General features: G+C 51.9%; 20 protein-coding genes and 1 pseudogene. 17 read left to right on the forward strand and 4 right to left on the reverse strand.

The features are described 5' to 3' along the window. Window positions 1–125 precede the first annotated feature (125 nt). The 6 genes from RW114_RS16045 (at window position 126) to RW114_RS16070 (ending at window position 5,602) form a co-directional block, all read left to right on the forward strand. The gene (locus RW114_RS16045; protein WP_340123778.1) at window positions 126–638 is read left to right on the forward strand and encodes a hypothetical protein; all 513 of its coding nucleotides are present in this window, start codon (window positions 126–128) and stop codon (window positions 636–638) included. Between the two features lie 2 nt (window positions 639–640). Further along, window positions 641–1,015, forward strand: a complete 375-nt coding sequence (locus RW114_RS16050) for a hypothetical protein (RefSeq protein WP_340123779.1) — start codon at window positions 641–643, stop codon at window positions 1,013–1,015. A 175-nt stretch (window positions 1,016–1,190) separates the two neighbouring features. Further along, window positions 1,191–1,811: a lipid-binding SYLF domain-containing protein gene (locus tag RW114_RS16055; RefSeq protein ID WP_340123780.1), complete on the forward strand. Its 621-nt coding sequence runs from the start codon at window positions 1,191–1,193 to the stop codon at window positions 1,809–1,811. A 72-nt stretch (window positions 1,812–1,883) separates the two neighbouring features. Continuing rightward, complete coding sequence (locus RW114_RS16060; RefSeq protein ID WP_340123781.1) at window positions 1,884–2,588, forward strand: DUF3313 domain-containing protein; 705 nt, start codon at window positions 1,884–1,886, stop codon at window positions 2,586–2,588. A gap of 53 nt (window positions 2,589–2,641) precedes the next feature. Next, complete coding sequence (locus tag RW114_RS16065) at window positions 2,642–3,103, forward strand: hypothetical protein (protein ID WP_340123782.1); 462 nt, start codon at window positions 2,642–2,644, stop codon at window positions 3,101–3,103. 21 nt (window positions 3,104–3,124) lie between these two features. Further along, a complete protein-coding gene (locus RW114_RS16070) occupies window positions 3,125–5,602 on the forward strand; it encodes a mechanosensitive ion channel domain-containing protein (RefSeq protein WP_340123783.1) in 2,478 nt (825 codons plus the stop codon). 119 nt (window positions 5,603–5,721) lie between these two features. Here RW114_RS16070 and RW114_RS16075 read toward each other — a convergent pair whose 3' ends face one another. Together RW114_RS16075 and RW114_RS16080 are read right to left on the reverse strand one after the other, a co-directional pair. Next, entirely contained in the window at window positions 5,722–6,084 is a 363-nt protein-coding gene (locus RW114_RS16075) for a SpoIIAA family protein (RefSeq protein WP_340123784.1), read from the reverse strand. Window positions 6,085–6,194: 110 nt separating this feature from the next. Then, window positions 6,195–8,153 carry an esterase/lipase family protein gene (locus RW114_RS16080; protein ID WP_340123785.1) on the reverse strand — a complete coding sequence of 653 codons (1,959 nt, stop codon included), beginning with the start codon at window positions 8,151–8,153 and terminating at the stop codon, window positions 6,195–6,197. A gap of 592 nt (window positions 8,154–8,745) precedes the next feature. On the opposite strand from RW114_RS16080, the gene RW114_RS16085 reads away from it, so the two are divergent. Then, on the forward strand, window positions 8,746–9,075 hold the full coding sequence (locus RW114_RS16085) for a putative quinol monooxygenase (protein ID WP_340123786.1): 330 nt from the start codon (window positions 8,746–8,748) through the stop codon (window positions 9,073–9,075). A 120-nt stretch (window positions 9,076–9,195) separates the two neighbouring features. Here RW114_RS16085 and RW114_RS16090 read toward each other — a convergent pair whose 3' ends face one another. Continuing rightward, window positions 9,196–9,480 (reverse strand): hypothetical protein, encoded by a 285-nt coding sequence (locus tag RW114_RS16090; protein WP_340123787.1) that lies wholly within the window; start codon window positions 9,478–9,480, stop codon window positions 9,196–9,198. Between the two features lie 153 nt (window positions 9,481–9,633). Here RW114_RS16090 and RW114_RS16095 point away from each other — a divergent pair, with 153 nt between their 5' ends. The 10 genes from RW114_RS16095 to RW114_RS16140 all read left to right on the forward strand — a co-directional run bounded on the left by RW114_RS16095 (window position 9,634) and on the right by RW114_RS16140 (window position 21,642). Continuing rightward, window positions 9,634–12,000 (forward strand): arylsulfatase, encoded by a 2,367-nt coding sequence (locus tag RW114_RS16095; protein ID WP_340123788.1) that lies wholly within the window; start codon window positions 9,634–9,636, stop codon window positions 11,998–12,000. 84 nt (window positions 12,001–12,084) lie between these two features. After that, window positions 12,085–14,337 carry an ammonia-forming cytochrome c nitrite reductase subunit c552 gene (locus tag RW114_RS16100; protein ID WP_340123789.1) on the forward strand — a complete coding sequence of 751 codons (2,253 nt, stop codon included), beginning with the start codon at window positions 12,085–12,087 and terminating at the stop codon, window positions 14,335–14,337. Window positions 14,338–14,396: 59 nt separating this feature from the next. Further along, complete coding sequence (locus tag RW114_RS16105; protein ID WP_340123790.1) at window positions 14,397–15,242, forward strand: DUF2092 domain-containing protein; 846 nt, start codon at window positions 14,397–14,399, stop codon at window positions 15,240–15,242. Next, the gene (locus RW114_RS16110) at window positions 15,239–16,120 is read left to right on the forward strand and encodes a hypothetical protein (RefSeq protein WP_340123791.1); all 882 of its coding nucleotides are present in this window, start codon (window positions 15,239–15,241) and stop codon (window positions 16,118–16,120) included. The genes RW114_RS16105 and RW114_RS16110 overlap by 4 nt, the downstream gene beginning before the upstream one ends. 101 nt (window positions 16,121–16,221) lie before the next feature. Further along, window positions 16,222–17,202: a transporter gene (locus tag RW114_RS16115; RefSeq protein ID WP_340123792.1), complete on the forward strand. Its 981-nt coding sequence runs from the start codon at window positions 16,222–16,224 to the stop codon at window positions 17,200–17,202. Window positions 17,203–17,281: 79 nt separating this feature from the next. Continuing rightward, window positions 17,282–18,334, forward strand: a complete 1,053-nt coding sequence (locus RW114_RS16120) for a SphA family protein (RefSeq protein ID WP_340123793.1) — start codon at window positions 17,282–17,284, stop codon at window positions 18,332–18,334. A 20-nt stretch (window positions 18,335–18,354) separates the two neighbouring features. Further along, window positions 18,355–19,329 carry an META domain-containing protein gene (locus RW114_RS16125; protein WP_340123794.1) on the forward strand — a complete coding sequence of 325 codons (975 nt, stop codon included), beginning with the start codon at window positions 18,355–18,357 and terminating at the stop codon, window positions 19,327–19,329. 51 nt (window positions 19,330–19,380) lie between these two features. Next, window positions 19,381–20,391 (forward strand): Lnb N-terminal periplasmic domain-containing protein, encoded by a 1,011-nt coding sequence (locus tag RW114_RS16130; RefSeq protein ID WP_340123795.1) that lies wholly within the window; start codon window positions 19,381–19,383, stop codon window positions 20,389–20,391. A gap of 319 nt (window positions 20,392–20,710) precedes the next feature. Beyond that, a complete protein-coding gene (locus RW114_RS16135) occupies window positions 20,711–20,929 on the forward strand; it encodes a hypothetical protein (protein WP_340123796.1) in 219 nt (72 codons plus the stop codon). A 182-nt stretch (window positions 20,930–21,111) separates the two neighbouring features. Next, the gene (locus RW114_RS16140) at window positions 21,112–21,642 is read left to right on the forward strand and encodes a tyrosine-type recombinase/integrase (RefSeq protein WP_340123797.1); all 531 of its coding nucleotides are present in this window, start codon (window positions 21,112–21,114) and stop codon (window positions 21,640–21,642) included. 14 nt (window positions 21,643–21,656) lie between these two features. On the opposite strand, the pseudogene RW114_RS16145 reads toward RW114_RS16140, so the two are convergent. Continuing rightward, window positions 21,657–21,815: pseudogene (locus RW114_RS16145) on the reverse strand (IS5 family transposase); the annotation flags it as partial.

A 21,815-nucleotide genomic window follows, 5' to 3' on the forward strand; every position in this document is an offset into this window, starting at 1 on the left:
TTTCAAGACGTATATGCAAGATGCCAGTAAAGTTTTGTGTGTCATGAAGAAAATGCGTGAAGATTTCGCAATCCCTGCGTGAATTTTACTGTAGTGGCTTGGAAATTATTTACCTGAGAAACTATATGAGTCGACTATCGGCACTGAAACACGAACTCAAAGAAGTCGCCTGGGTGACGCTTTATTTTTTCTTTTGTTTCGGCGTGCTGTTGACGTTGAAGAAACTATTATTGGCCGAGTATCAGGTCGAAGTCAGCGCGGTTTCGACCGCGGCCATTAGTGCCTTGATCGTTGCCAAGATCGTTATTGTGCTCGATAAAACGCCAGCCGGTAAACGTTTCGACGCCAGGTTATCAGTGGGCTGGGTGGCTTTATACAAGACCCTGGTTTATCTGTTGGCGACATTCCTGGTGTTGTTCCTTGAGAAATTATTTCATGCCTACCGCGAGCATGGCATGTTGGGACAAGCCTTTGAAGCGGTTTGGCGGCAAAAAGACTGGAATCTTATACAGGTCAAGCTGCTGTGTATCGGTTTGGCATTTTTTGTTTATCACTTGTACGCGGGACTCGACCGCCGTCTGGGCGAAGGCAAGCTTCGTCGTGCGGTACTTGAGCGTCCCGAGTCCCAAGAGGTTTAAGTATGAGTCTTATGATTGTAGGGCTGCTGTCTGCCGCGGGATTATTGCTCGGTACCTTGCTTGTCTATGAGATCGGTTGGCGATTAGGTAGACGAGGAGGACCCGCATCTAAAAACGATAGTGTCGGCTCGGGGTTACTTGATGGTGCCGTTTATGCCTTGTTAGGCTTGCTGATTGCTTTTACCTTTTCCGGTGCTGCCGAGCGCTTTGATCAGCGTCGGACATTAGTAATCGAAGAGTCCAACGCCATCGGCACTGCCTACCTCAGACTGGATTTGTTGCCGGTCGAAGCTCAGCCACGGCTACGCGCCTTGTTCCGGCAATATCTGGATGCGCGTCTAAACATGACTCGGAAACTGCCCGATAATGATGTGTGAAAGCAAATTCGCATAGGTTAACCAACGCACTGAGTTAAGGCTTTAATAATTTAAGATTTAGGCAGTCATGACTTTCCGAACTCATTCGTCCCAACAAGAAAATTCATAATCAGGAAGTTATTTAAAAGTAACCGAACTGGCTTTTAAACCACTATGCATCACAAAGGAACGAACTATGAAAAACCTGCAATCCATATCCGGCATATCGTTTCAAGTCTCAAAGCGCCTATATTTCAGACCAAGCTTGTGTTTGTTTCTGATGGTTCTAACGATGTTGGCCGGCTGTCAGTCTACCGGCGGCAGCACTCAGGCCGACTCTAGGACTAACGCGGCCCGGATTGATCGTGAAGTCAGCACGGCCCTGGCCAAGCTTTATCAAACGACACCGACAACCAGAACTTTAGCCGCAAAAGCAAAGGGGATTTTAGTGTTTCCGAATGTGGTTAAGGCCGGTTTTATCGGCGGCGCCGAATACGACAAGGGCGCGATGCGCCGCAACGGCCGAACCACAGGCTATTACAACATCGTTGCCGGGTCCTACGGCTTACAGGCCGGGGTGCAATCCTTCGGTTACGCGATGTTTTTCATGAATGATGCTGCACTGGCCAGTCTCGATAGCAGTAGAGGATTTGAAGTCGGCGTGGGCCCGAATATCGTGGTTCTGGATGAAGGTATGGCTAAGACCGTTACTAATACCACACTACGCGACGATGTCTATGCCTTCGTATTCGGCCAAAGAGGTTTAATGGCTGGCCTGGGTTTGCAAGGTTCCAAAATCACCCGGGTCAATCCATAAATGCGAATGCCGAGGTACCGGTTCGAATACCACAGTTTATAACGCCATACTTAACCATTAGGAGATTCAAAGATGACAAGCACTATCAATCAAAATATTTTAGCCATTTGCGGACTGGCATTGGGCATATCGCTGTCGGCCTGTACGCCGACCAAGCAAGCGAGAGATGTCAAACAGTCAGGTTTCTTGGACGATTATTCGGCACTGCAGGAAGGGCAGCCGGGTCAGGCGTTGAAGATTTACATCAATCCGAACTATCCGCAAACCTGCAAAGGCTATGACAAGGTCATCATCGAACCGGTCGGTATTTGGGCTCGGGAAAATAGCGACTTGGCCGGTGTTCCTGCCGCCGACCGGCAAGCTCTGGTCAATCATTTGCATGGCTCGCTAGTCAGTGAGCTAGGCAAGCATTATCAAATCGTGAAGACACCGCAACCGGGTACATTGAAGATTAAAACGGCGATTACCGAAGCCGAAGGCTCCTGGGTCGCATTGGATACGGTGTCATCGTTTGTGCCTCAGTTGTTGGTGATGTCGAAATTAAAAGAAGTGGCGACCGGCACAGGGTCTTTCGTCGGCAAGGCCAGCGGCGAAACCGACATAACGGATGCGATGACCGGCGAGCGCATTGCCGCGGCAGTCGATCGTATCGTGGGCGCGAAATCGATCATCGGCGTGACCAGCAAATGGGACGACGTGACCCGAGCTTTTGACTTTTGGGCGGGACGCATGGCTTACCGCTTGGCGAACTGTGGCGCCATGCCGCCGGAGCAATAATCCCACTTAATAATTAGTTTCGAATAACTAACTCAACACGGGAATGCATAGAGATGAATACCAATAACAGAATAATATTTAACCGTCTAATAGCCAGTACTTTATTGCTGGCCGCGAGTTCGATGGACGCCTGGGCTCAAAGTGCGCTGATGATTTACCCGGCTGCCGGTCAAAGCCCTCAGCAACAACAGCAAGACCAGTATCAATGCCATAGATGGTCTGTCCAGCAATCCGGTTATGACCCCAACAATCCTCCGGCACAAACATCAGGCCAAGCTCAGGGAGGCGCATTTAAAGAAATGTTGCGCGGCGGTGCGCGCGGTGCGGCGATTGGCGCGATTGCCGGCGATGCCGGCAATCGCGCAGCCATAGGCGCAACCGCCGGGGGTATGAAGCGCGGGTTTCAGGAGCGTGACAACCAGAAACAAGCCGCCTCCGCGCCGCCTCCCGGTCTCGATAACTATAACCGGGCCATGAAATCCTGTCTGGGGGCGCTGGGTTATTCGGTCAATTAATGACTGTGGCTGATCGATTCAATGATGGATATCACTATTAACCCGGCCCTTAGATTTTCTCAAGCTCCGTTCGGGCTAAGTCCTTCGGCAGGATTAGGACGAACGATATTCGAGGGCCGTGTTAATAACCCTAATTCGGTATTGCTGCCGGGCCATGCCCGAGGCCTGTTAAGTTTTTCGGGAGCATCGCGGGGCGTCTTGATCACTGGCTTTGCTGTGATGTTATCCCTGATGCTGCCTGTGAATGCACAGGCACTGCCGGGGCTCAATCAGTCGTCGGCGGAACCGGCCACTCAAGCAGAAGCACCCTCGCTGTCAGCAAGAGAGACGGAGCTAAAAGCCCGGCGTACGCAAATCCGAGAACGCCGGGCCGCTGTAGCGCAAGATCAGGCCGTCATGTCGGCCGCTGCGAATGCCGACGAATGGGCAGAATACAAACGGTTGCTGAATTTGCTGGATAACGCTTATGAAAGCCATCTCGATGCCTTGAACAAGTTGCGCGTCATACGCGAAAACCGCCATGATTTGCAACAAAAATCAGCCGCTTGGGTCAATTTTTCCGAACCGCCGCCTTATTCGATCGATTTCGTGGATGATCAATGGCAACAAGTCCGCCTGAAAGATCGCGAACTGGAAGCCGCTCGACTTGAGCAAGCCATGCTTGAGAGCTTGCTCGAATCACAGCGCCAGGCATTCCAGAGCTCCGCGCAGAACCAGCGTAAATTCAGCGAGCAATTAGAAACGGCAAGCTCGGAACACATTGACCGTGCCCGCTGGCTTCAGGAATTGAATACCTTGAGAAACCAACAGGATGAAGCAAGGCTTGCGGCACTTGATGCGGACCGAGAAATTCGCGAAGAACAACTGGCTCATCTAATCAATGAGCGCGCATTTTTACAACGCAAGGCCCAGACAGCCAGTCTGGGTTCTCCTATGACAGCGGACGATCGCGACAAGATGCTCGCTCAGTTGGCGGAATTGCGTCTAGCCTTGGATGCCGAAACCGCGCAGGCGATAACCACCAATCAAGCGGATCAGGCGCAAGTGCAACAAGCTCGGGATGAATTGCGCCAAGCCCGTGAGCGCTTATCCTCTTCAAAGCTGGTATCCGGCGAAGGCCCCGATCATGAGGTTGTGCGGTTGCAGCAAATCTTAGACACCGCCATCGCAGAGGCCGAAGCATCTGCATCCAACCTGAAAGTGTTGAGGTTGCTTGCCCAGTCATTGGTCGGACGGCGAAATATTTGGGAGTTACATTATCAGGTTGATCATACCGAGGATTTCACGTTATTGGATAACGCCGCGTTTCAAACCAAGCAGGGACTGGATCGCATCGCTTTATGGAGGAAGTACCTGCGCTCAGATCTGGACACCAACCGACGACGTCTGGATGCCCAGGAAAATCGTCTTGCCAATTGGCAGGCCGAGTATGGCGATCGAGCGCTGGAAACACGAAAACTGACCGCCTATGCCAGTCAGGAAGCCATGTTGAAACGGGGTGTTGCCGAAGCTGATGATTTGGACGCCCACATCCGCAATTTGCAGGAATCGCTTCAAGGGCGGCTTCAAGGCGGCAGCTTCAAAGAGCGAGTGCAAGCGTTCTCCGCGCATGCCATAGAACTAGCCGGGGCGCTGAACGATTTCGAACTGTTGACGATCGAGGATAAAATCACGGTTGAAGGTCGAGAGATTGTCGGTAAACGCAGCGTGACGGTGGGCAAAATTTTTCAGATTTTGTCGATATTCGCCATCGGTTTGTGGTTGATAGTGCGAATAACGACTTACGGCCGATCCAAGGTAAGGTATTTGCAACCGGGACGGGCGAGCGCAGCTCTATTGGGGTTAAGGCTATTTAGCTTGATAGCGGTGATCGCCATCTTTGCTTTTGCCCTTGTCAGAGTACACATTCCTCTGACGGTCCTTACCTTTCTGGGCGGCACCCTGGCAATTGGGGTCGGCTTTGGTGCGCAAAATATTCTGAACAATTTCATCAGCGGCTTGATTCTGTTGATGGAGCGCTCAATCAAAATCGGCGACATCGTCGAAGTCGAAGGCGTGCTGAGCCGAGTCACCCACATCGGCAGCCGTTGCTGTCAGGTACATCGCTTCGACGGTATCGACATGCTGATCCCCAACAGCAGCTTTCTGGAGAAAAGCGTCACTAACTGGACGCTTTCCGATCATACCCTGCGTTGTAGTGTTACCGTTGATACGGCTTACGGCGCGCCGTCCCGGCAGGCAATGGCGCTGGTCGAACGCGCGGCGGCCGAGCATCATCAAGTAATGAAAAATCCTGTTCCAGAAGTCTACCTGCAGGAATTCGGTGCAGATGCGCTAAATCTGCGACTGGATTTTTGGATTGATTTGCACGTCCAGCCCAATCGCTACCGCGTGATGAGCGATATACGTCTTCGCATCGAAGAGTTGTTCGCTCGGGAAGGAATTGCCATTTCCTTCCCGCAACGGGATGTGCATCTGGACATAGTAAACCCCCGTTAAAGTGGAATTAGTCACTGCGGATTCAGGTTCGCGGCGGGAAAGTAAAAACGATTTTCCAGATACGGCGCGATGACCGTGAAAGTTTCGTGGCAACTCGTGTGTCGCGCTCACCGCCCAGTTTAGTTTTCGTTCAACCAAGCTTGAGCTCTGGTCAATTCGTGAGGTTGAAAGTATTCGATTGGGAAATCTCGTAAACCTTTGCAGGTAAATATTAATGCCGGTTCCTCCCATTTTTCTTCACCGACAATCGCCATTTTGTTGATGAATGGATCATTTTCGACCTGGAACGAGAGTTTTTCCCAGTCACCCTCTTTGCTCCATCCGTGAAGGTCTTCACAGATTATCAGAACCTTTATACCGCCAAGTTGATCGATAATGCCAATGACCGATTTTTGTAGTTCGATCAGGTCAGGGTAGGTCAATTTGTCAGTTATTTTGACTGTCACAATTCCGTCGATGGTACTGATGATTTCGGCGCTCATGATTTTTGTCCTGTTTATTGAAGAATGGTAACGGCTCAGGCCTAAATGTGCCTTAAACTCCGGCAATAGTAGCGGGTCTCTGTTTGTGGTTTCTGCTTCATTGACCCGTGTTAATGCGTTTGTGATTCGTCCGGTATAGTACGGCCCAAGGCATTTGACGTCGCCAAGTGTTCCACTAAAATACGGCGAATTTCCTCGATAACCTCGGGTTGACCTTGGCAGGAGTGATTCCAGCGCACCACCTTCTCCGAAATCGCTTCATCGATGTGGGCGCTTTGGTAAGCAACCACGCCGTCATCCCCGTCTTCCTTGAGACCGTCACCCTCAACTCCGATGATCGAGTGCGCCGGTATTTGCGATGAAACCGGTATCGAAGCCAGTATTTTCAAGCCCGGATTATTTGGGTTCATGTTGTCGATCGCCGTCGGCGGTCTACGCAGTATCGCAGTTAATTTTTCGTCACCTGTGGCTGTAGCCGCCTGAGCAATGCCGCGGATCATGGTTTGGGGTAAAGTGACGAGTCTGGCGGCAAGACCGGTGACCCATTGTCGGGCTGCCAGCATGGCGCCGTGATGAGGCGTGGAGATGAATACCACCCGTTTGACGAAGGGTAAGGGCTTGAAAAACAAGGAGCGCTGCAACAGCGCCCGTGTTTCGGGATCGACCCGGATTTGGTCGAACGGTTTGTTGCTGATATGGTCCCAAAAGCGGGTGCCGTTATCGATCGCCGTCATTTTGGTAAGTAGTCCGCCTTGACTGTGGCCGGCTACCACCATGTTATGCAAAGCTGGATCTATACCCTCGGGATCGAACTCATTCAGCGCATTGGTCAACGCGCTCCGTAGTAGCCCGGCCGAATACGAAACCGGATTCCCGGAGTCGTAAAGAAAGAGCCAGATTTGAAATTTCTCGCGGATACGTGGGTCGCCCTCGAGTTCGTTGATCAACTCGGCCCAGCGTGCCGGACTCGATGCTGTGCCGTGTACCAGGACCAGTGGAATCTTGCCGGCTCGGTAGGGATGGAAGGTAAATAAACCGTCCTGAGCCCGATCTTTGGGAACCATGCCGCTGAAGAGGCCTCCACTCAAAAAGTTGGAAATTTCCAGGGCATACAGCGGGCTATCATTCAGTTGGTAAGCAAGTGCTGCGGTAGGATCGGATTCGATGGGTTGTTGTTGGCCATCAACGTTGACAGTTCTGACTCGATCATTTGCGTACACCTCGAGTTGTCCATTGAGATGTCCGTTGGCCAAACTGGCTCGCGCCTGCCCGAAACGCAATATCGCAGTAACCGGCACCTTGGTGCGGGGGCCGAGGCGCTCCGAACCCACTACTTTAGCCGATGCCGGTCCGGTCGCAATGCTCGCGGCAAGAGAGGTACCCAGTCCCGGGCTACGATAGCGGTTTCTCAAGCCTCGAACGTCGAGGGATGCGGTTGATACGAAGTGTTCTAGTTGGTATCCACCCCACGACAGCCCCGATTCGTCCAGTGCTATCTTCAAGGTTCCGAACGGGAGCGGATATTCTCCCGGTTTCAACTGAACTTCAATCTCGTCGCCCTTTCCGGGAGTCGCCAAACCTTGAGCAAGTCCCTGGTTATATAAATCATAAGCCAGCCGAAGTCGAGGGTCGGAAGCTTCAAGCTGAACACCACTGTCGTCGCCCGGAAACAGCAGCGACCAGGCATAGACCGCCGAAGCCAGGAAATAGTTTGAATCAGCGGTATTTTGGGCATGCAACAATGACAGCTCCGCCAACGCGAACAGTTTGTCTTCGTCGTCCGTGGGATTGAGTCCTGTATGCAGTTCAGCCAGTACTACCGCCGGTTCGGTCTCGAATCGGTCCACCAGTCCATTTCGCCTGAGTACCGTTTTTGAGGCCTCGGATGGTTGACCCGCCGACAGGACACTAACTGTATTCAGCTGATAACCCTTCTGGATGTCTACTGGATTGATGCCTACTGGAGTAGCACATCCTTGGACTATCAGTGCGACTAAACTGATTGCCATCAGTTTTGAAAAGTCAGTGATGAGCTGGTGTTTTCTTGGTGAAGAGACAATTATTGTCATGAGATTGGGCTGATTAAGCTTGGGTTAGTCTAACTCAAAGGTTATTTATCGAACATCCGCTGTGCAAATTTCATATTTTCAACCTCAGCGAATTTCTATCTATTCGCCAAGTTTTTCAAAATCATTGCAAGGATTCTGCCAAAACTCTGTTTAGCAATAAATAAGGAGCTAAAACATCAGTAGGCAACTGTTCGATGTATATGCTGTCCGGATATTATCATGCGTCTTTGAAGGCGCGGATAAAATAAATTAAGATATTGATTTTAATGGCGATTACCACCTACCCTCTACTGTTGGAGAAGGCTGGAGTGAGGATAATTTAAATCAGCAATCGGCCTTATTTTGACCCTCCTCACCCTACTCACTCCAGCAGCAGAGGGGTGTTGTGCTTCGCGCTGAAAATATTTTGTCTATCCCCTTTTATGCCGTATTAACGGTAATTTTCGGGGAATCCACGAAATATCGGGTAGCTCTACAAAGGCTGCTTTGGAGGCATTTCTTTAGATACACACTATCCGCTTATTTAGTATAGGTTTTTTGTCTTTATTCAAAATAATCCAATATTGGCGCATTTTATGCAAACCTATTAGGCATGATCGAACTACATCTGACACTTAAAGTCCCGCCAAAGAAAGTCCGCACCCTGACCGAGGCCTTGCAAGCGCTCGCAAAATGCGCGCGAGCGGAGCCTGGATGTATCGGTGTCGATGTTTACAAAACTGTAGGAGCTCCTCCGCACACCCTTTGTTACGGCGAAACTTGGGAATCGGAAACAGGACTACGCCGAATGATTGCTTCCAAACATTTCAGTCAATTGGCTTCCTTGATGGAACTCTCCACCGAGCCACCCGATTGTCAGTTCCGTTTCATCAGCAATATCCAAGGACTCGAATTTGCCGAGCGGGTTAAGAACCAGCTGTAAGCAAGCCTTGAAAGATGTAGGTTTCAAACAATAACCCAACTTTAAATTTATAGGGACAAACCATTATGAAAAGTTATCAATTTTTTCCCGTGATGCTGGCTGTAACCGCAGCCGGTGCCATCAATCAACGCCGTGCCGCCTTCGAAGGCCGGTTGTTGCGAAGTAGTCGCTACCTTCGCCGACCGTGACATGCAGGATGCCGGACCGCTGGATTTGACTCGCTTGACCTGATATGGCCCTGCCAAAGGCATTATCGATCGCTGGGCCGAGCAGTTCGTGCAGATTGCCAACCGTAAGTCTGGCGAAGCAGTTACCGACCCGTTGCCGTTTACGGTGAGGCCATTTTAAGGTCTGGTATTGATTGTTGAGATGTATCTCTAAATGGCTAAAGAAATTTCGTTTCATGGTTTCCAGACTCTGGGTACTCTCGGGAGCCTAAATGAGTCGGCATTCTCACCGCAGAGCATAAGAACGATGTGTTTAGGTTTCGGGCAGTTATTCCCTGCCAACTCCCGATCCAGCCACCCTTGAAAATTTTACGAACAAAGGACAGAAAGTATGAATAAGTATTTATTAGTTAATGCAAGTGTGCTGACTTTGGCATTGATACATAATCCGATGGCTATCGCCAAAACCAAATCTGCCAACGGTGACGGTCTCGATCGCACGGTACTCCCCCTTGCCGAACCTAAAATTCCAACCACCAAGGAACTCGATGTCCGTAACGCCAAGGCGCCGCCTCGTTTCGAAGTGAAAGCGCCGAACGGCGCGCCCAATGTGTTGCTCGTTCTCCTGGATGACTTGGGCTTCGCCGGAACCAGCTCATTCGGTGGCCCGGTCAGCACGCCATCCTTCGAGCGCATTGCCAACGAGGGCGTGCGTTACAACAACTTCCACACCACCGCCGTTTGCTCGCCGACGCGCGCAGCGCTCAAGAGCGGACGCAACCATCACGTCAATAACATGGGCGCGATTATCGAAACAGGGACTGCATTCCCCGGCAACACCGGTCAGATTCCCAACAACGTCGTGCCCGTCGCCGAGATGTTGCGTTTAAACGGGTATGCGACTGCAGCGTTCGGCAAGTGGCACGAAACGGCAGCCTGGGAGGCCAGCATGGCCGGGCCTTTCGACCGTTGGCCGACTCGACAGGGTTTTGACAAGTTCTATGGCTTTCTGGGCGGCGAGACCAACCAATGGGCGCCGTTCATCTATGACGGCACCAAACAGGTCGAACTGCCGAATGATCCGAACTATCACTTCCTGACCGACATGACCGATCAGGCCGTTGCCTGGATCAAGTATCAAAAGGCATTGACCCCCGAAAAACCGTTCTTTACCTATTTCGCGCCAGGCGCGGTGCATGCGCCGCATCATGTGCCTAAGGAGTGGATCGAGCGTTGGCACGGCAAGTTTGATCAGGGTTGGGACAAGATGCGCGAGCAGATTCTGGCGCGGCAGATTGAAAACGGCACTGTGCCCAAAGACACTAAACTCGCGCCCAAACCCGAGGCGATTCCGGCCTGGGATTCGCTGTCGGACGACGAAAAGCGGCTCTTCGCACGTCAGGCGGAAGTGTTTGCGGGCTTCGTCGATATGACCGACCATGAAGTCGGCCGTGTTATCAAGGCCATTGAAGATATCGGCCAGCTCGACAACACCCTGGTTCTCTTCGTTTACGGCGATAACGGCACCAGTGCCGAGGGCGGCCGCAGCGGCATGTTCAGCGAGATGACCTATTTCAACGGTGTGCAGGAAACGGTACCGGATATGCTCAAGCATATTGACGTCTGGGGCGGTCCCGAGACTTACCCGCACATGGCCGCAGGCTGGGCGGTGGCGTTCGACACGCCCTACCAGTGGACCAAGCAGGTTGGCTCCGATCATGGCGGCACCAAGGTCGGCATGGCCGTTCGCTGGCCGAAGGGTATCAAGACCAAAGGCGAACTACGTACCCAGTTCCATCATGTCGTAGACGTTGCTCCGACCATCCTCCAGGCCGCCGGCCTGCCTGAACCCAAAGTGGTGAACGGCGTCAAGCAACGGCCGATGGACGGCGTCAGCATGGCCTACAGTTTCGATGATGCCAAGGTGAAAGAACGGCATACCACCCAGTACTTCGAGATGTTCGGCAACCGGGCCATCTACCAGGACGGCTGGTATGCCCGCACCATCCACAGGGCGCCCTGGGAGATGAAGCCGCGTCGACCGCTGACTGAGGACATCTGGGAATTGTATGACACCCGAACCGACTTCAGCCTGATCAACAACCTGGCGGAGAAGCAGCCGAAGAAACTGAAGGAATTGCAAGCCCTGTTCTTGAAAGAGGCGGAGAAGAACAACGCGCTGCCTATCGATGATCGTGTGATTGAGCGCGTCAACGCGGAGTTGGTAGGCCGCCCCGACCTGATGGCCGGACGTGCCTCGCTGACGTTGGCGCAAGGCATGACCGGCATGACCGAGAACGTATTCCTCAACATCAAGAACAAATCCAAGACCATCACCGCCGAACTGGACATCCCGGAAGCGGGCGCCAATGGTGTCGTCATCGCCCAGGGCGGACGCTTTGGCGGCTGGAGTCTGTATCTGAAAGACGGTAAACCGGCTTACACCTATAACTTTCTGGGTCTGAACAGTTACACCGTCAGCGCCCAGGAAGCCCTGCCAAAAGGCAAAACCAAGCTGGTGTTTGACTTTGCCTATGATGGCGGTGGATTGGGTAAAGGCGGCATGGGTACGCTGTCCGTCGATGGCCGGAAAGTGGCTGAGGGTCGTATCGAGAAAACCCAACCGATGATCTTTTCCGCCGACGAGACCGCTGATGTGGGTATCGATGACGCCACACCGGTGGTAGCCGGAATAGGCGAAGGCCCGCAGACCCGCTTTACCGGCAAGATCGAGAAAGTCACGGTCGAAGTGAAATGAGGCTGAAAAGGTTTGGGCATGAATCCACGCCCATGTTTTTCCTGGATCTATGACATGACGGAGCACGGAGCACGGAGCATTATCGTGAAAGCGACAAGCAATAACTATCGTTTGTTATGGGTCGCTTCCGTGCTGGTCATGCTGGGCTTAGGCGCATTTTATTTTTTGCGGTTAGCCCCTGAGACGGCAGCCCCCTCAGGTGTTAACTCTACTCAAGCGTCCTCGCCGATGAAGCCTGAATACGTAGGTCGTAGCGCCTGTGCCGGTTGCCATGCCGAACAGAATAGGCTTTGGCAAGGCTCGCATCACGATCTGGCGATGCAGGAAGTCGGCAATGCCAGTGTACTCGGTGACTTTCAGGATGCCGAATTCAGCAAGGACGGCGTGACTTCCAGATTTTTTCGCCAGAACGAGCGCTTCATGGTGCGCACCGATGGCCCGGACGGCAAGCTGACCGACTTCGAAATCAAATACACCTTCGGCGTGACGCCGTTGCAGCAATACTTGATCGAATTGCCGGGCGGCAAACTGCAAGCCTTGTCTATTGTCTGGGACAGCCAGCCAAAAGCTCAGGGCGGGCAACGCTGGTTTCATTTATACCCGGACGAAAAAATCGATCATAGCGACGAATTGCACTGGACCCGGCGCTCGCAAAACTGGAATTTTATGTGCGCCGAGTGCCATTCCACCAACTTGCAAAAAAACTACGATGCGGCCAGTCGTAGCTATCGCACCACTTGGTCTGAGATTGACGTGTCTTGTGAGTCTTGTCACGGCCCCGGTTCCGAACATGTGCTGTGGGCCAGACAAAGCGCAAAGTCCGACTCGTCCGACAACACAACCAAGGGTTTGACGGTGACCTTGAATGAACATCGCGGCGCAACATGGGCTATCGATCCCGCAACCGGCAATGGCCGTCGCAACCAGCCGCGTGCATCCGACCAGGAAATCGAAATTTGCGCCCGCTGCCATTCCCGCCGAGCGCAACTGTTCGGTGATTACCGGCATGGCTTGTTGATGGATTCGCATTTGCCGTCGTTATTGACGGAAATGCTTTATCACGCCGACGGCCAGATCGATGGCGAAGTTTACGAGTATGGCTCGTTCCTGCAAAGCAAGATGTATCAGGCCGGTGTGACCTGCAGCGATTGCCACGAACCACATAGCCTCAAGCTGCGCCAGCCGGGTAATGCGATGTGCACGCAATGCCATAGCGCCGAAAAATACGACAGCGAAAAGCATCATTTCCATCGCGTCGGTTCAGAGGGTTCGAGCTGCGTCGATTGTCATATGCCAAGCAAGACCTATATGGGTGTCGATGCACGGCGCGATCATAGCTTCCGCGTACCACGCCCGGACTTATCGGAACGTATCGGCACACCCAACGCCTGTACTCATTGCCATGCCGATAAACCGGCTCATTGGTCCGCCGAAAAGGCCAAAACTTGGTACGGGCATGATGCCAAAGGTTACCAGAACTATGCCGAAGCGCTGCACGCGGCAAGGCTGGATACAGCGGACGCAAAAGAGCGGCTGTTGGCCTTGTTGCAAGACAAAAATCAACCGGCCATTGCCCGCGTTACCGCCGTTGCGGCGCTGGGTAATCAACTCAGTCCTGAGTTGATGCCGGTCATAGAAGCAGCCTTGCACGATCCGGAGCCACTTCTGCGTCGCGCCGCTATTGAAACCCTGGAACAAATACCGCCGGAACAACGCTGGCCGCTCGCCCATGACAGACTGAAGGATCCGGTGCGTGCGTTGCGGGCTTTGGCAGCCTCGACATTAGCCGGTGCCTCGGATCAAAGCCTGACACCGGATCAGCGAAAAGATTTCGGCCTTGCCGCCAGCGAGTATCGCGCTTCGTTGAACTGGAACGCCGACGATCCGGCCGCGCAAATCAATCTGGGGAATTTTTACTCTGCCAGCAACCAAGCCGAAGCTGCCGAACGGGCCTATCGGGAAGCCTTGCAACTCGATCCCGAGCTGGTGCCGGCGTATCTCAATTTGGCGGATCACCTGCGGATGAACAACCGGGACAGCGAGGGCGAGTTCATTCTGAATGAAGGTTTGAAAAGGCTGCCGGATTCTGCCGAACTGCATCACAGCCTGGGCTTGTTGGCGATCAGGCAGAAAAACATCCAACAGGCGATGATTTCACTCAAACAAGCCGTCGAGCTTGAGCCAACGCATACGCGCTTTAGCTATGTTTATGCCATGGCGCTGGCGGGAGTCGGTAGAAACGACGAAGCGCAAGCGGTCGTTAAATCGGCTCTTGTAGTGAAGCCCCATGATCCTGAGCTAGAGGCTCTGGATGCTCAGTTAGGTATGTCGAAATAAGAAGGAGAACATCTTATGAAAATGCAATTTTTAACGCCATCACCTAAAGGAGGTGAGCAATGACTAAAAAACTACAAATAAGGACACGTAATGCGCTATGCGTAGCGGTTCTGGCAACGCTTGCGGGATGCGCCGAAAATCAGGCCGTAACTCAACCGCAGACATTGGCGCCGCAGGCAGCGATACCTCAGCCTGCCGAAGCCAAGGATATTCTGCTGCGCATGGCAGGTTATCTTGCCAAGATTCCGAAATTTACCGTCGCCGTCAGCGATAACTACGACACCTTGCAAGAGTCCGGTCAAAAAATCGAATTTGGCGAGAAGCGCAAGATTCGCCTCAGCCGGCCCAACGGATTGCGCGTTGAAATCGAGGAAAGTCACGGCGAAAAACACCTATTTCTTTATGACGGTAAGGACATGACTGTATTCAATCCCTCGCAAAACGTTTATGCGCAAACTGCCAAGGCGGGCGGCCTCGATGAGGCGATTGTGTATCTGTTGAAAGATCTGCATATGCGCTTGCCATTGGCTGCGCTCCTGCTTAGCCGCTTTCCTGCGGAAATCGAAAGCCGCACCCGGTCGTTGGATTATGTGGAAAAAACCTCGATCCACGGCGTGCCTTGTCATCATTTGGCCGGCCGTACCGACACCATGGATTATCAGGTATGGATCCAAGAAGGTGCTCAACCTTTACCGCTACGTGTCGTGTTGACCTATAAGCTTGCCGAGGGGCAACCGCAATTCAGAGCGCAATTTTCCGATTGGAATCTGGCGCCGGTAGTCAGCGATGCCGAGTTTGCATTCACGCCGCCTGAAGGAAGCCGGAAGATTGCCTTTGCCGCGCAACTATCAAGCATCATTCCTGCCGGGAAAGAAACCCCGGAACAAACAGGAGGTAAACAATGAACATAAAACTCAATTCGATCATGACGGCAATGGCTGCCACATTAGTGATATTCACGGGCTCGGTAGATGACGTCATGGCGCGTGGCGGTCGCGGAGGGGGCTCGGTTCAGGGTGGAGGCGGTAGTTTTTCCCGGGGCGGCGCAGCAGCAAGCGGCAGTTTTTCGTCCAGCGCCGGGCGCGGCTCGAGTGGCGGTAGTCGTTCAGCGGCTTCCAGCCGTTCACAGGCCGCTCAAACCGCTTCCACAAATAGGTCCCAAACTGCGCAGTCGGCTTCAGCGAACCGGTCGGCAACCGCTCAGACTGCTTCCACGAATAGGGCGGCGACTCAACAAAGCCGACAATCTACTTCGACGGCCAATCAGGCCCAGCGGCAGCAATACTCGAGCCAAAATGTCGAGGAGCGCCAGGAAGGATACACTGCACGGACTGGCACGCGCCAACAGGGATCCACGGACAGGACGCAAACGAGGCAACAAACCGCGCAGCAATATCACGGAGCCTATCCGCCACCCGCTGGTTATCGCCCTCCAGCCGGCGGTTACTATCCGCCTCCACCCTCTGGTTACTACAATAATAACAGTAGTGATTGGGACGATGGCGAAGTGGCTGCTGTGGCGGTAGGTTCTGCGGCTATCGGGGCGGTTGCCGGTTATGCTGCCGGTCAATCGAATTCTTCGCAAAGCACGTCTTCAGCGCCTGCATCCACAACGACTGTGGTTTATTCAACACCGCCTCCTTCCAGTAGCGGAGGGCTACCCTGCACCCCGAATACATCGGTAGTCAAGGGCGTGACTTACTATCAATGCGGCACCAGCTGGTATACCCAGGCCTATGGCAGCGACGGTGTTATGTATATGCCGGTACCGGCGCCGTATTAGGCTCATCGGTTTAGAAGGAAAGTCATTGGGCCGGATAGATTGTTCGGCTCAATGACTTCTCGACCGTTGTGAGGTAGTTAAAAAATAGCTTAGATATGCCAATGTCAAAACAAAGCGGTTCGCCAATCATCAAAGGAAGTTTCAGATTCGCTCGCCGTATCGCGCTAACCGACAGTGTCTTTGCCATTCAGTGCTTAGCTATGTTGTTAGTGTTCGTTGCATCCAACTCGACAGCTCAAGACCTCGAACCCCGAACCTACGCCAATACCCCGGTCGGCTTGAATTTTGTCATTTTGGGTTACGGCCACACCGAAGGCGGCGTGGGGACTGATCCGGCTTTGCCGTTACAGAATCTCAATGTCGAGGTTCACTCCGGCGTTTTGGCTTATGCGAGATCGCTCGATGTGTATGGCAAGTCGGCTAAGTTTGACGTGGTACTGCCTTATGCGTCGGCCGTAGGCACTGCCACGGCTATCGGACAGTCCCGAGAGCGTGACATATCCGGTCTCGCCGATCCGAAGTTTCATTTTTCGCTGAATTTTTTCGGGGCTCCGGCAATTTCCATGCAGGACTTTCCTGATTATCAGCAGGACACCATTGTCGGCGCGCGTATCGAAGTAACTGCGCCAGGCGGTCAGTATGATGCCGATAAGCTACTTAATCTGGGTACTAATCGCTGGTCGATCAAACCGGAGTTAGGCATTTCCAAACGCGTGGGACCGTTAACGTTCGAGTTGGCAAGCGGCGTTCGGTTTTACACCGACAACGACGATTTTTTCGGCGGCAAAGTCCGCTCGCAAGATCCGATTTATTCCGTGCAAGGGCACCTGATTTACAGCCTGGATTACGGTATCTGGGCTGCCGCCGATCCCACCTTTTATACCGGAGGGCAAAGCCGAGTGGATGGATTGAAAAATAACGATAGCCTGGAAAACGCCCGTGTCGGCGGCACCTTGGCTCTACCTGTAAACCGGTATAACTCGATCAAGCTTTATTACAGCAGCGGAATTTTTGGCAGGACAGGCAGCAACTTCGATACGGCCGGCATAGCCTGGCAATACCGCTTCGGCACAGATCTTTAATGTGCGTCTGATCTTGGTATGCCGGGTAAACCAATAACTCATCAAAACAACTTTTTATCTCTAAATTAGGACATACATCATGACTGAAAATAATAAGTTCTCTTTGGCTTTAAGAGCTTTGACCGCAGCAACCGTGTTGGCAATGGCTGCTGCGTTTAACGGCGCCCATGCAACCGAAGGCGCGAGTAGCCACTATGTGCCGGGCGCCTATAACGACTTTTTTATGAATGCGCTACAGGAGCCCGGGCTCTATTTTCGGGATGATCTGATGTACTACGGCGCTCAACTTCCGCAGACCGTTACGCTGGGTAGAAATGCCGTTGTCGGCGTCGATGTGGATTCCTGGGTTAACATCTCAAAATTGTTTTGGGTGAGTGACTTTGAGATTCTCGGCGGCCGTTACGGTGCAGGTCTGTTTTTGCCGATCGTATTCGATCTCAACATCGCCGGCAGCGTACAAACCGGCCCTTTCTTGCGAGGCCGCATACCCGGACAAACCTTTGAAGGACAGGACAACCGGGGAGGCGTGGGCGATATGGCCGCGGTACCGCTGTCGCTGACCTGGAAATGGCAAGACGTCAGCGTAAATCTGAGCCAGGCTGTGTTTATGCCTTCGGGGTATTATGACGAAAACGAGATCGTCAACTTGGGTCGCAATCATTGGTCGTTCGACACCCTAGTCGGCTTGACCTGGCTACACCCGACGCGCGGCCACGAAATTTCGTTCAATGTCGGCTTCATGAGCAACACCGAGAATAACGCCACCCAATATCAGAGCGGTGACGAGCTGCATATCGATTATACCGTTGCCCAACACTTTTCCGAAGCGTTCGGTATTGGCGTGACCGGTTATTACTATAACCAACTCACCGATGACGAAAGTCCGCAACTGGATCGATTGCAACAGGTTGTCAATAACGTCAATGCACTGCGTCAAGTGTTGGGAAGAGAGGCGTTGCCGAGCGTGGGTGGCTTTCGAGGCGAAGCCTTGGGCATCGGCCCGATCGTTCGTTACAGTCCTAAATTCGGCGACAAGCAGGTGCATTTCATCGGCAAGTGGATCCACGAATTTGATGTAAAAAACCGATTGGAGGGTGAAATCGGCATGCTGTCGGTTGCGCTTGATTTTTAACCTTGCCCGGATCCGCAATCATGAAATTCTCTAAATGTCAGGTTTTAGCGTTGTTTTCGGCGCTGCTCTTGATCTCAGCCTGCAGTGTTATCCATAGTGGTGCAACGGATCAAGTTAGCCATGACTCGGCAAATAAGGTGTTGAGCGAAAAAACGCTTGCTAACGCCACCTACCGGATCGATGAATTCGGCGCGTTTCAGCTTGTCAATGGCGAGTATCAGCATCAATACGGAGAAGGCCGGACACAGTTACGCCAAATCAGATTGGAAAAACTCGCGTTCGGCGATCTGGATAGTGACGGCGTCACGGATGCCGCAGTGATTCTGGCATTACAAAGCGGTGGATCGGGGACATTCAAGTATCTCGTCGCCATACTCGATACCGGCGATGCTTTTTCTCAGCAAGACAGCGTTTTACTGGGCGATCGCATCAACATCAGCGCAATGACCATAGCCGGTGGTCGACTCGATTTGGAAATGGTCGTCGCCGGTTCAACAGACCCTGCTTGCTGCCCTGGTCAACAGTTCAAACAAAGCTATGCCCTGCGTGATGGAAAATGGTTAAAAACCGACTTGGTCAACGGCGGGCAAGCCGACTTTGTAAGCCATTCGAGCACTGATATTACGGGCATAGTTTGGAAATTGAAGCGTTATGATGAGCCATTGGAATCGGGCAATTTCAATATCGATAATCCGACCGACTATACGCTGATTTTACTTCCGAACCGACATTATCGGGTCAAAGCCGATTGTAATCGGATGCAGGGCGCATATACCCTTGACGGCAAGAAAATCAAGATAGCCCCTGGTGCGGCGACCTTGGCCGAATGCGCGCCGGGTTCAAAATATGCGCAATATCTGCGGTATTTGGCTGAAGCAGTCAGTTTTGAAATAAATGAAAACAATCTTCAACTCAATCTGATCAACGAAAAGGGACAATTGGTTTTCGAGAATGGCGGAAGAGTAGCCGATAACCTTGATTCGATGAAAAGATAATCAGAGCGGCTTTATGAGAAGTTATTGTACTTATTAATATATTGTCGCTAAATGAAATTTATCAAAGCCGCATTAACGATATTAACCCTTATTCTAACTACCCTATGGGGCGTCTGTGCCGTTTATTTTGGCGATTCCTTTACCGGAATTACCCAAGTCTCAATGTCGATACTATTCGGTCTATTGGGTTTGGCGACATTAATTAGTCTGGGTTTGCCACGATGGCGGAAACACTTTTTGCTCGGTTACTCAATATCATTTGTGATCATACTGACGTGGTGGTTGGGTATTAATCCTTCCAATCATCGTAAATGGCAAACGGATGCGAATAAACTCGCTTATGCCACTTTTGCTGTCGACACTGTCACGGTACACAATATCCGGAACTTTGATTACCGGAGTGAGCTTGATTATCAGCCCGCTTATTACACTAAAACTTTTGACCTGAATAAATTGCAAGGCATTGACCTGTTTTCCATTTATTGGATGGGGCCGGCCATTGCTCATACCATCATCAGTTTTGATTTCGGTGGTAATGATCATCTAGCTGTATCCATCGAAGCGCGTAAGGAGCAAGGCGAAGGTTATTCAACCATCAAAGGCTTCTTTCGCCAGTATGAGCTGGTTTATTTCGTGGCTGATGAACGCGATGTGATTCGACTGCGCACCAACTATCGGCATCACCCGCTCGAACAGGCCTATCTGTACAGATTGCAAGGTCCCATCGAAAACGGCAGGCGCCTGTTTTTAGAATACATGAGCAAAATCAACGGACTCAACCAAAAACCGGAGTTTTACAACACCTTACTGGATAATTGCACAACGGCCATTTGGTTACGCACCTTGACCAACCAGGAGCATTTACCGTTTTCCTGGAAAATTCTGCTAAGTGGTTATTTGCCGGAATATCTGTATGAATCTCAGCGGCTTGATACGCGAATTCCTTTTCCGGAATTGCAACAGCAAGCCCATATCAATAACCTGGCTCAAGCTGCCGATCAGTCGCCTGATTTTTCAAAGCGCATTCGAGCAGAAAAATTAATAAATCGGGAAACCCAATAAACTAACGGAAGTTGCGAAGGACACAGCTTTGGCTAGTAGTGCCCCAGTTGGTTCTCTAGAATCGATTGTCCGCTTTCTGTTGGTATGCTGCCAGCCGCGAACCTGGCTTCAATGTCGCTTGAGGGGCCTTGGCTGACGACAAAAAAATCTCAATGTAGTTAATTTCCAGTTCCTGCTTTCATATTCAAAGCGTGTGCATTGGGTCATTTTAAAGTCCTTCTGCGTATCTGCTTTAGGTCCTATAATATATTTTATAGGACCTAAAATCCCTCCTTAAAAACCGCCCGAAATTTCGCCTATTTATAAGGTATCAATCGCCATGACCGATTTACTGATTCAACAGCCGCAACGTGCGCTCACCTCAGCAGAATTTCGTCAGCTGTCCGAAGTACCGGCGGAAATAGAATGGTTCGCCAATATCCATTCCGAAAAAACCCGGCAGGCCTATCAAAACGACCTCCGCGATTTCTCACGCTTTATCGGCATCGAAAAGCCGGAAGAGTTTCGCACGGTCACCCGTGCCCATGTCATTGCCTGACGTAAAACCCTTGAGGAACGCCATTTTTCTGATGCGACGGTGCGCCGCAAGCTGGCTGCCCTCTCTTCCCTGTTTGAGTATCTCTGTGAGAAAAACGCCGTGACCCATAATCCGGTCAAAGGCGTGAAGCGCTGAGTAACGATCAGGCCAGGCAGCTCCTAGAAGCGCCGCCCGAGGACACCTTGAAAGGCAAACGCGACCGGGCTATCTTGGTCACCCTGCTCTACCATGGCTTACGCCGTCAGGAACTGTGCAATCTACGTATCAAAGATTACCAACGCCGAACCGGCGTGATGATGTTTCATGTTCATGGCAAGCGCAAAAAGGAACGTTTTATTCCGGTCGAACCTAAAACCCAACGCCTGCTGGCCGACTATCTGGAAGCGTCAGGCCATGGTGTGGATTTGGAAGGCGCGTTGTTTCGTCCGGTGAAAAACAACGCCACTGGCGATCTCACCAAGTCCATCAATCCGCGTTCCGTGTATCGGGATGTGGTGATATTCTATGCCCAGCAGGTCGGCATTACCTTGGATACGCATGGCTTCTGCGTGCATTCGCTGCGCGCCACTGCCGCTACCAATGCTTTGGAACATAAAGCCGATATTGCCAAAGTCCAGGAATGGCTGGGCCATGCCAATATTTCAACCACCCGGCTGTACGACAAACGGCATAGTCGGCCAGAAAATAGTCCGAGTTTTAAGGTGGAGTATTAGGTTCTGTTGACGTTTCATCTCAGCCATAAAAGCACTGAGGAAAATAACAGCATCCCCATGTAATTAATAGCCTTTTTCTCGTATCGAGTGGCAATTCTGCGGTAATGTTTGAGCTTGCCGAACATGCATTCGACCGCATGCCGCTCCTTATAATGCCAATAATCGCATTTAAT

The organism is Methylobacter svalbardensis, assembly GCF_037671525.1.
GTDB lineage: Bacteria > Pseudomonadota > Gammaproteobacteria > Methylococcales > Methylomonadaceae > Methylobacter_A > Methylobacter_A svalbardensis.

Bases quoted from the DNA above. Each gene is read 5' to 3' on its own strand.
- RW114_RS16045 (WP_340123778.1), top strand. From the start codon at position 126: ATGAGTCGACTATCGGCACTGAAACACGAACTCAAAGAAGTCGCCTGG.
- RW114_RS16120 (WP_340123793.1), top strand. From the start codon at position 17,282: ATGACTGAAAATAATAAGTTCTCTTTGGCTTTAAGAGCTTTGACCGCA.
- RW114_RS16065 (WP_340123782.1), top strand. From the start codon at position 2,642: ATGAATACCAATAACAGAATAATATTTAACCGTCTAATAGCCAGTACT.
- RW114_RS16070 (WP_340123783.1), top strand. From the start codon at position 3,125: ATGATGGATATCACTATTAACCCGGCCCTTAGATTTTCTCAAGCTCCG.
- RW114_RS16115 (WP_340123792.1), top strand. From the start codon at position 16,222: ATGTCAAAACAAAGCGGTTCGCCAATCATCAAAGGAAGTTTCAGATTC.
- RW114_RS16080 (WP_340123785.1), bottom strand. From the start codon at position 8,153: ATGACAATAATTGTCTCTTCACCAAGAAAACACCAGCTCATCACTGAC.
- RW114_RS16055 (WP_340123780.1), top strand. From the start codon at position 1,191: ATGAAAAACCTGCAATCCATATCCGGCATATCGTTTCAAGTCTCAAAG.
- RW114_RS16125 (WP_340123794.1), top strand. From the start codon at position 18,355: ATGAAATTCTCTAAATGTCAGGTTTTAGCGTTGTTTTCGGCGCTGCTC.
- RW114_RS16105 (WP_340123790.1), top strand. From the start codon at position 14,397: ATGACTAAAAAACTACAAATAAGGACACGTAATGCGCTATGCGTAGCG.
- RW114_RS16060 (WP_340123781.1), top strand. From the start codon at position 1,884: ATGACAAGCACTATCAATCAAAATATTTTAGCCATTTGCGGACTGGCA.
- RW114_RS16130 (WP_340123795.1), top strand. From the start codon at position 19,381: ATGAAATTTATCAAAGCCGCATTAACGATATTAACCCTTATTCTAACT.
- RW114_RS16075 (WP_340123784.1), bottom strand. From the start codon at position 6,084: ATGAGCGCCGAAATCATCAGTACCATCGACGGAATTGTGACAGTCAAA.
- RW114_RS16135 (WP_340123796.1), top strand. From the start codon at position 20,711: ATGACCGATTTACTGATTCAACAGCCGCAACGTGCGCTCACCTCAGCA.
- RW114_RS16095 (WP_340123788.1), top strand. From the start codon at position 9,634: ATGAATAAGTATTTATTAGTTAATGCAAGTGTGCTGACTTTGGCATTG.
- RW114_RS16090 (WP_340123787.1), bottom strand. From the start codon at position 9,480: ATGAAACGAAATTTCTTTAGCCATTTAGAGATACATCTCAACAATCAA.
- RW114_RS16050 (WP_340123779.1), top strand. From the start codon at position 641: ATGAGTCTTATGATTGTAGGGCTGCTGTCTGCCGCGGGATTATTGCTC.
- RW114_RS16110 (WP_340123791.1), top strand. From the start codon at position 15,239: ATGAACATAAAACTCAATTCGATCATGACGGCAATGGCTGCCACATTA.
- RW114_RS16085 (WP_340123786.1), top strand. From the start codon at position 8,746: ATGATCGAACTACATCTGACACTTAAAGTCCCGCCAAAGAAAGTCCGC.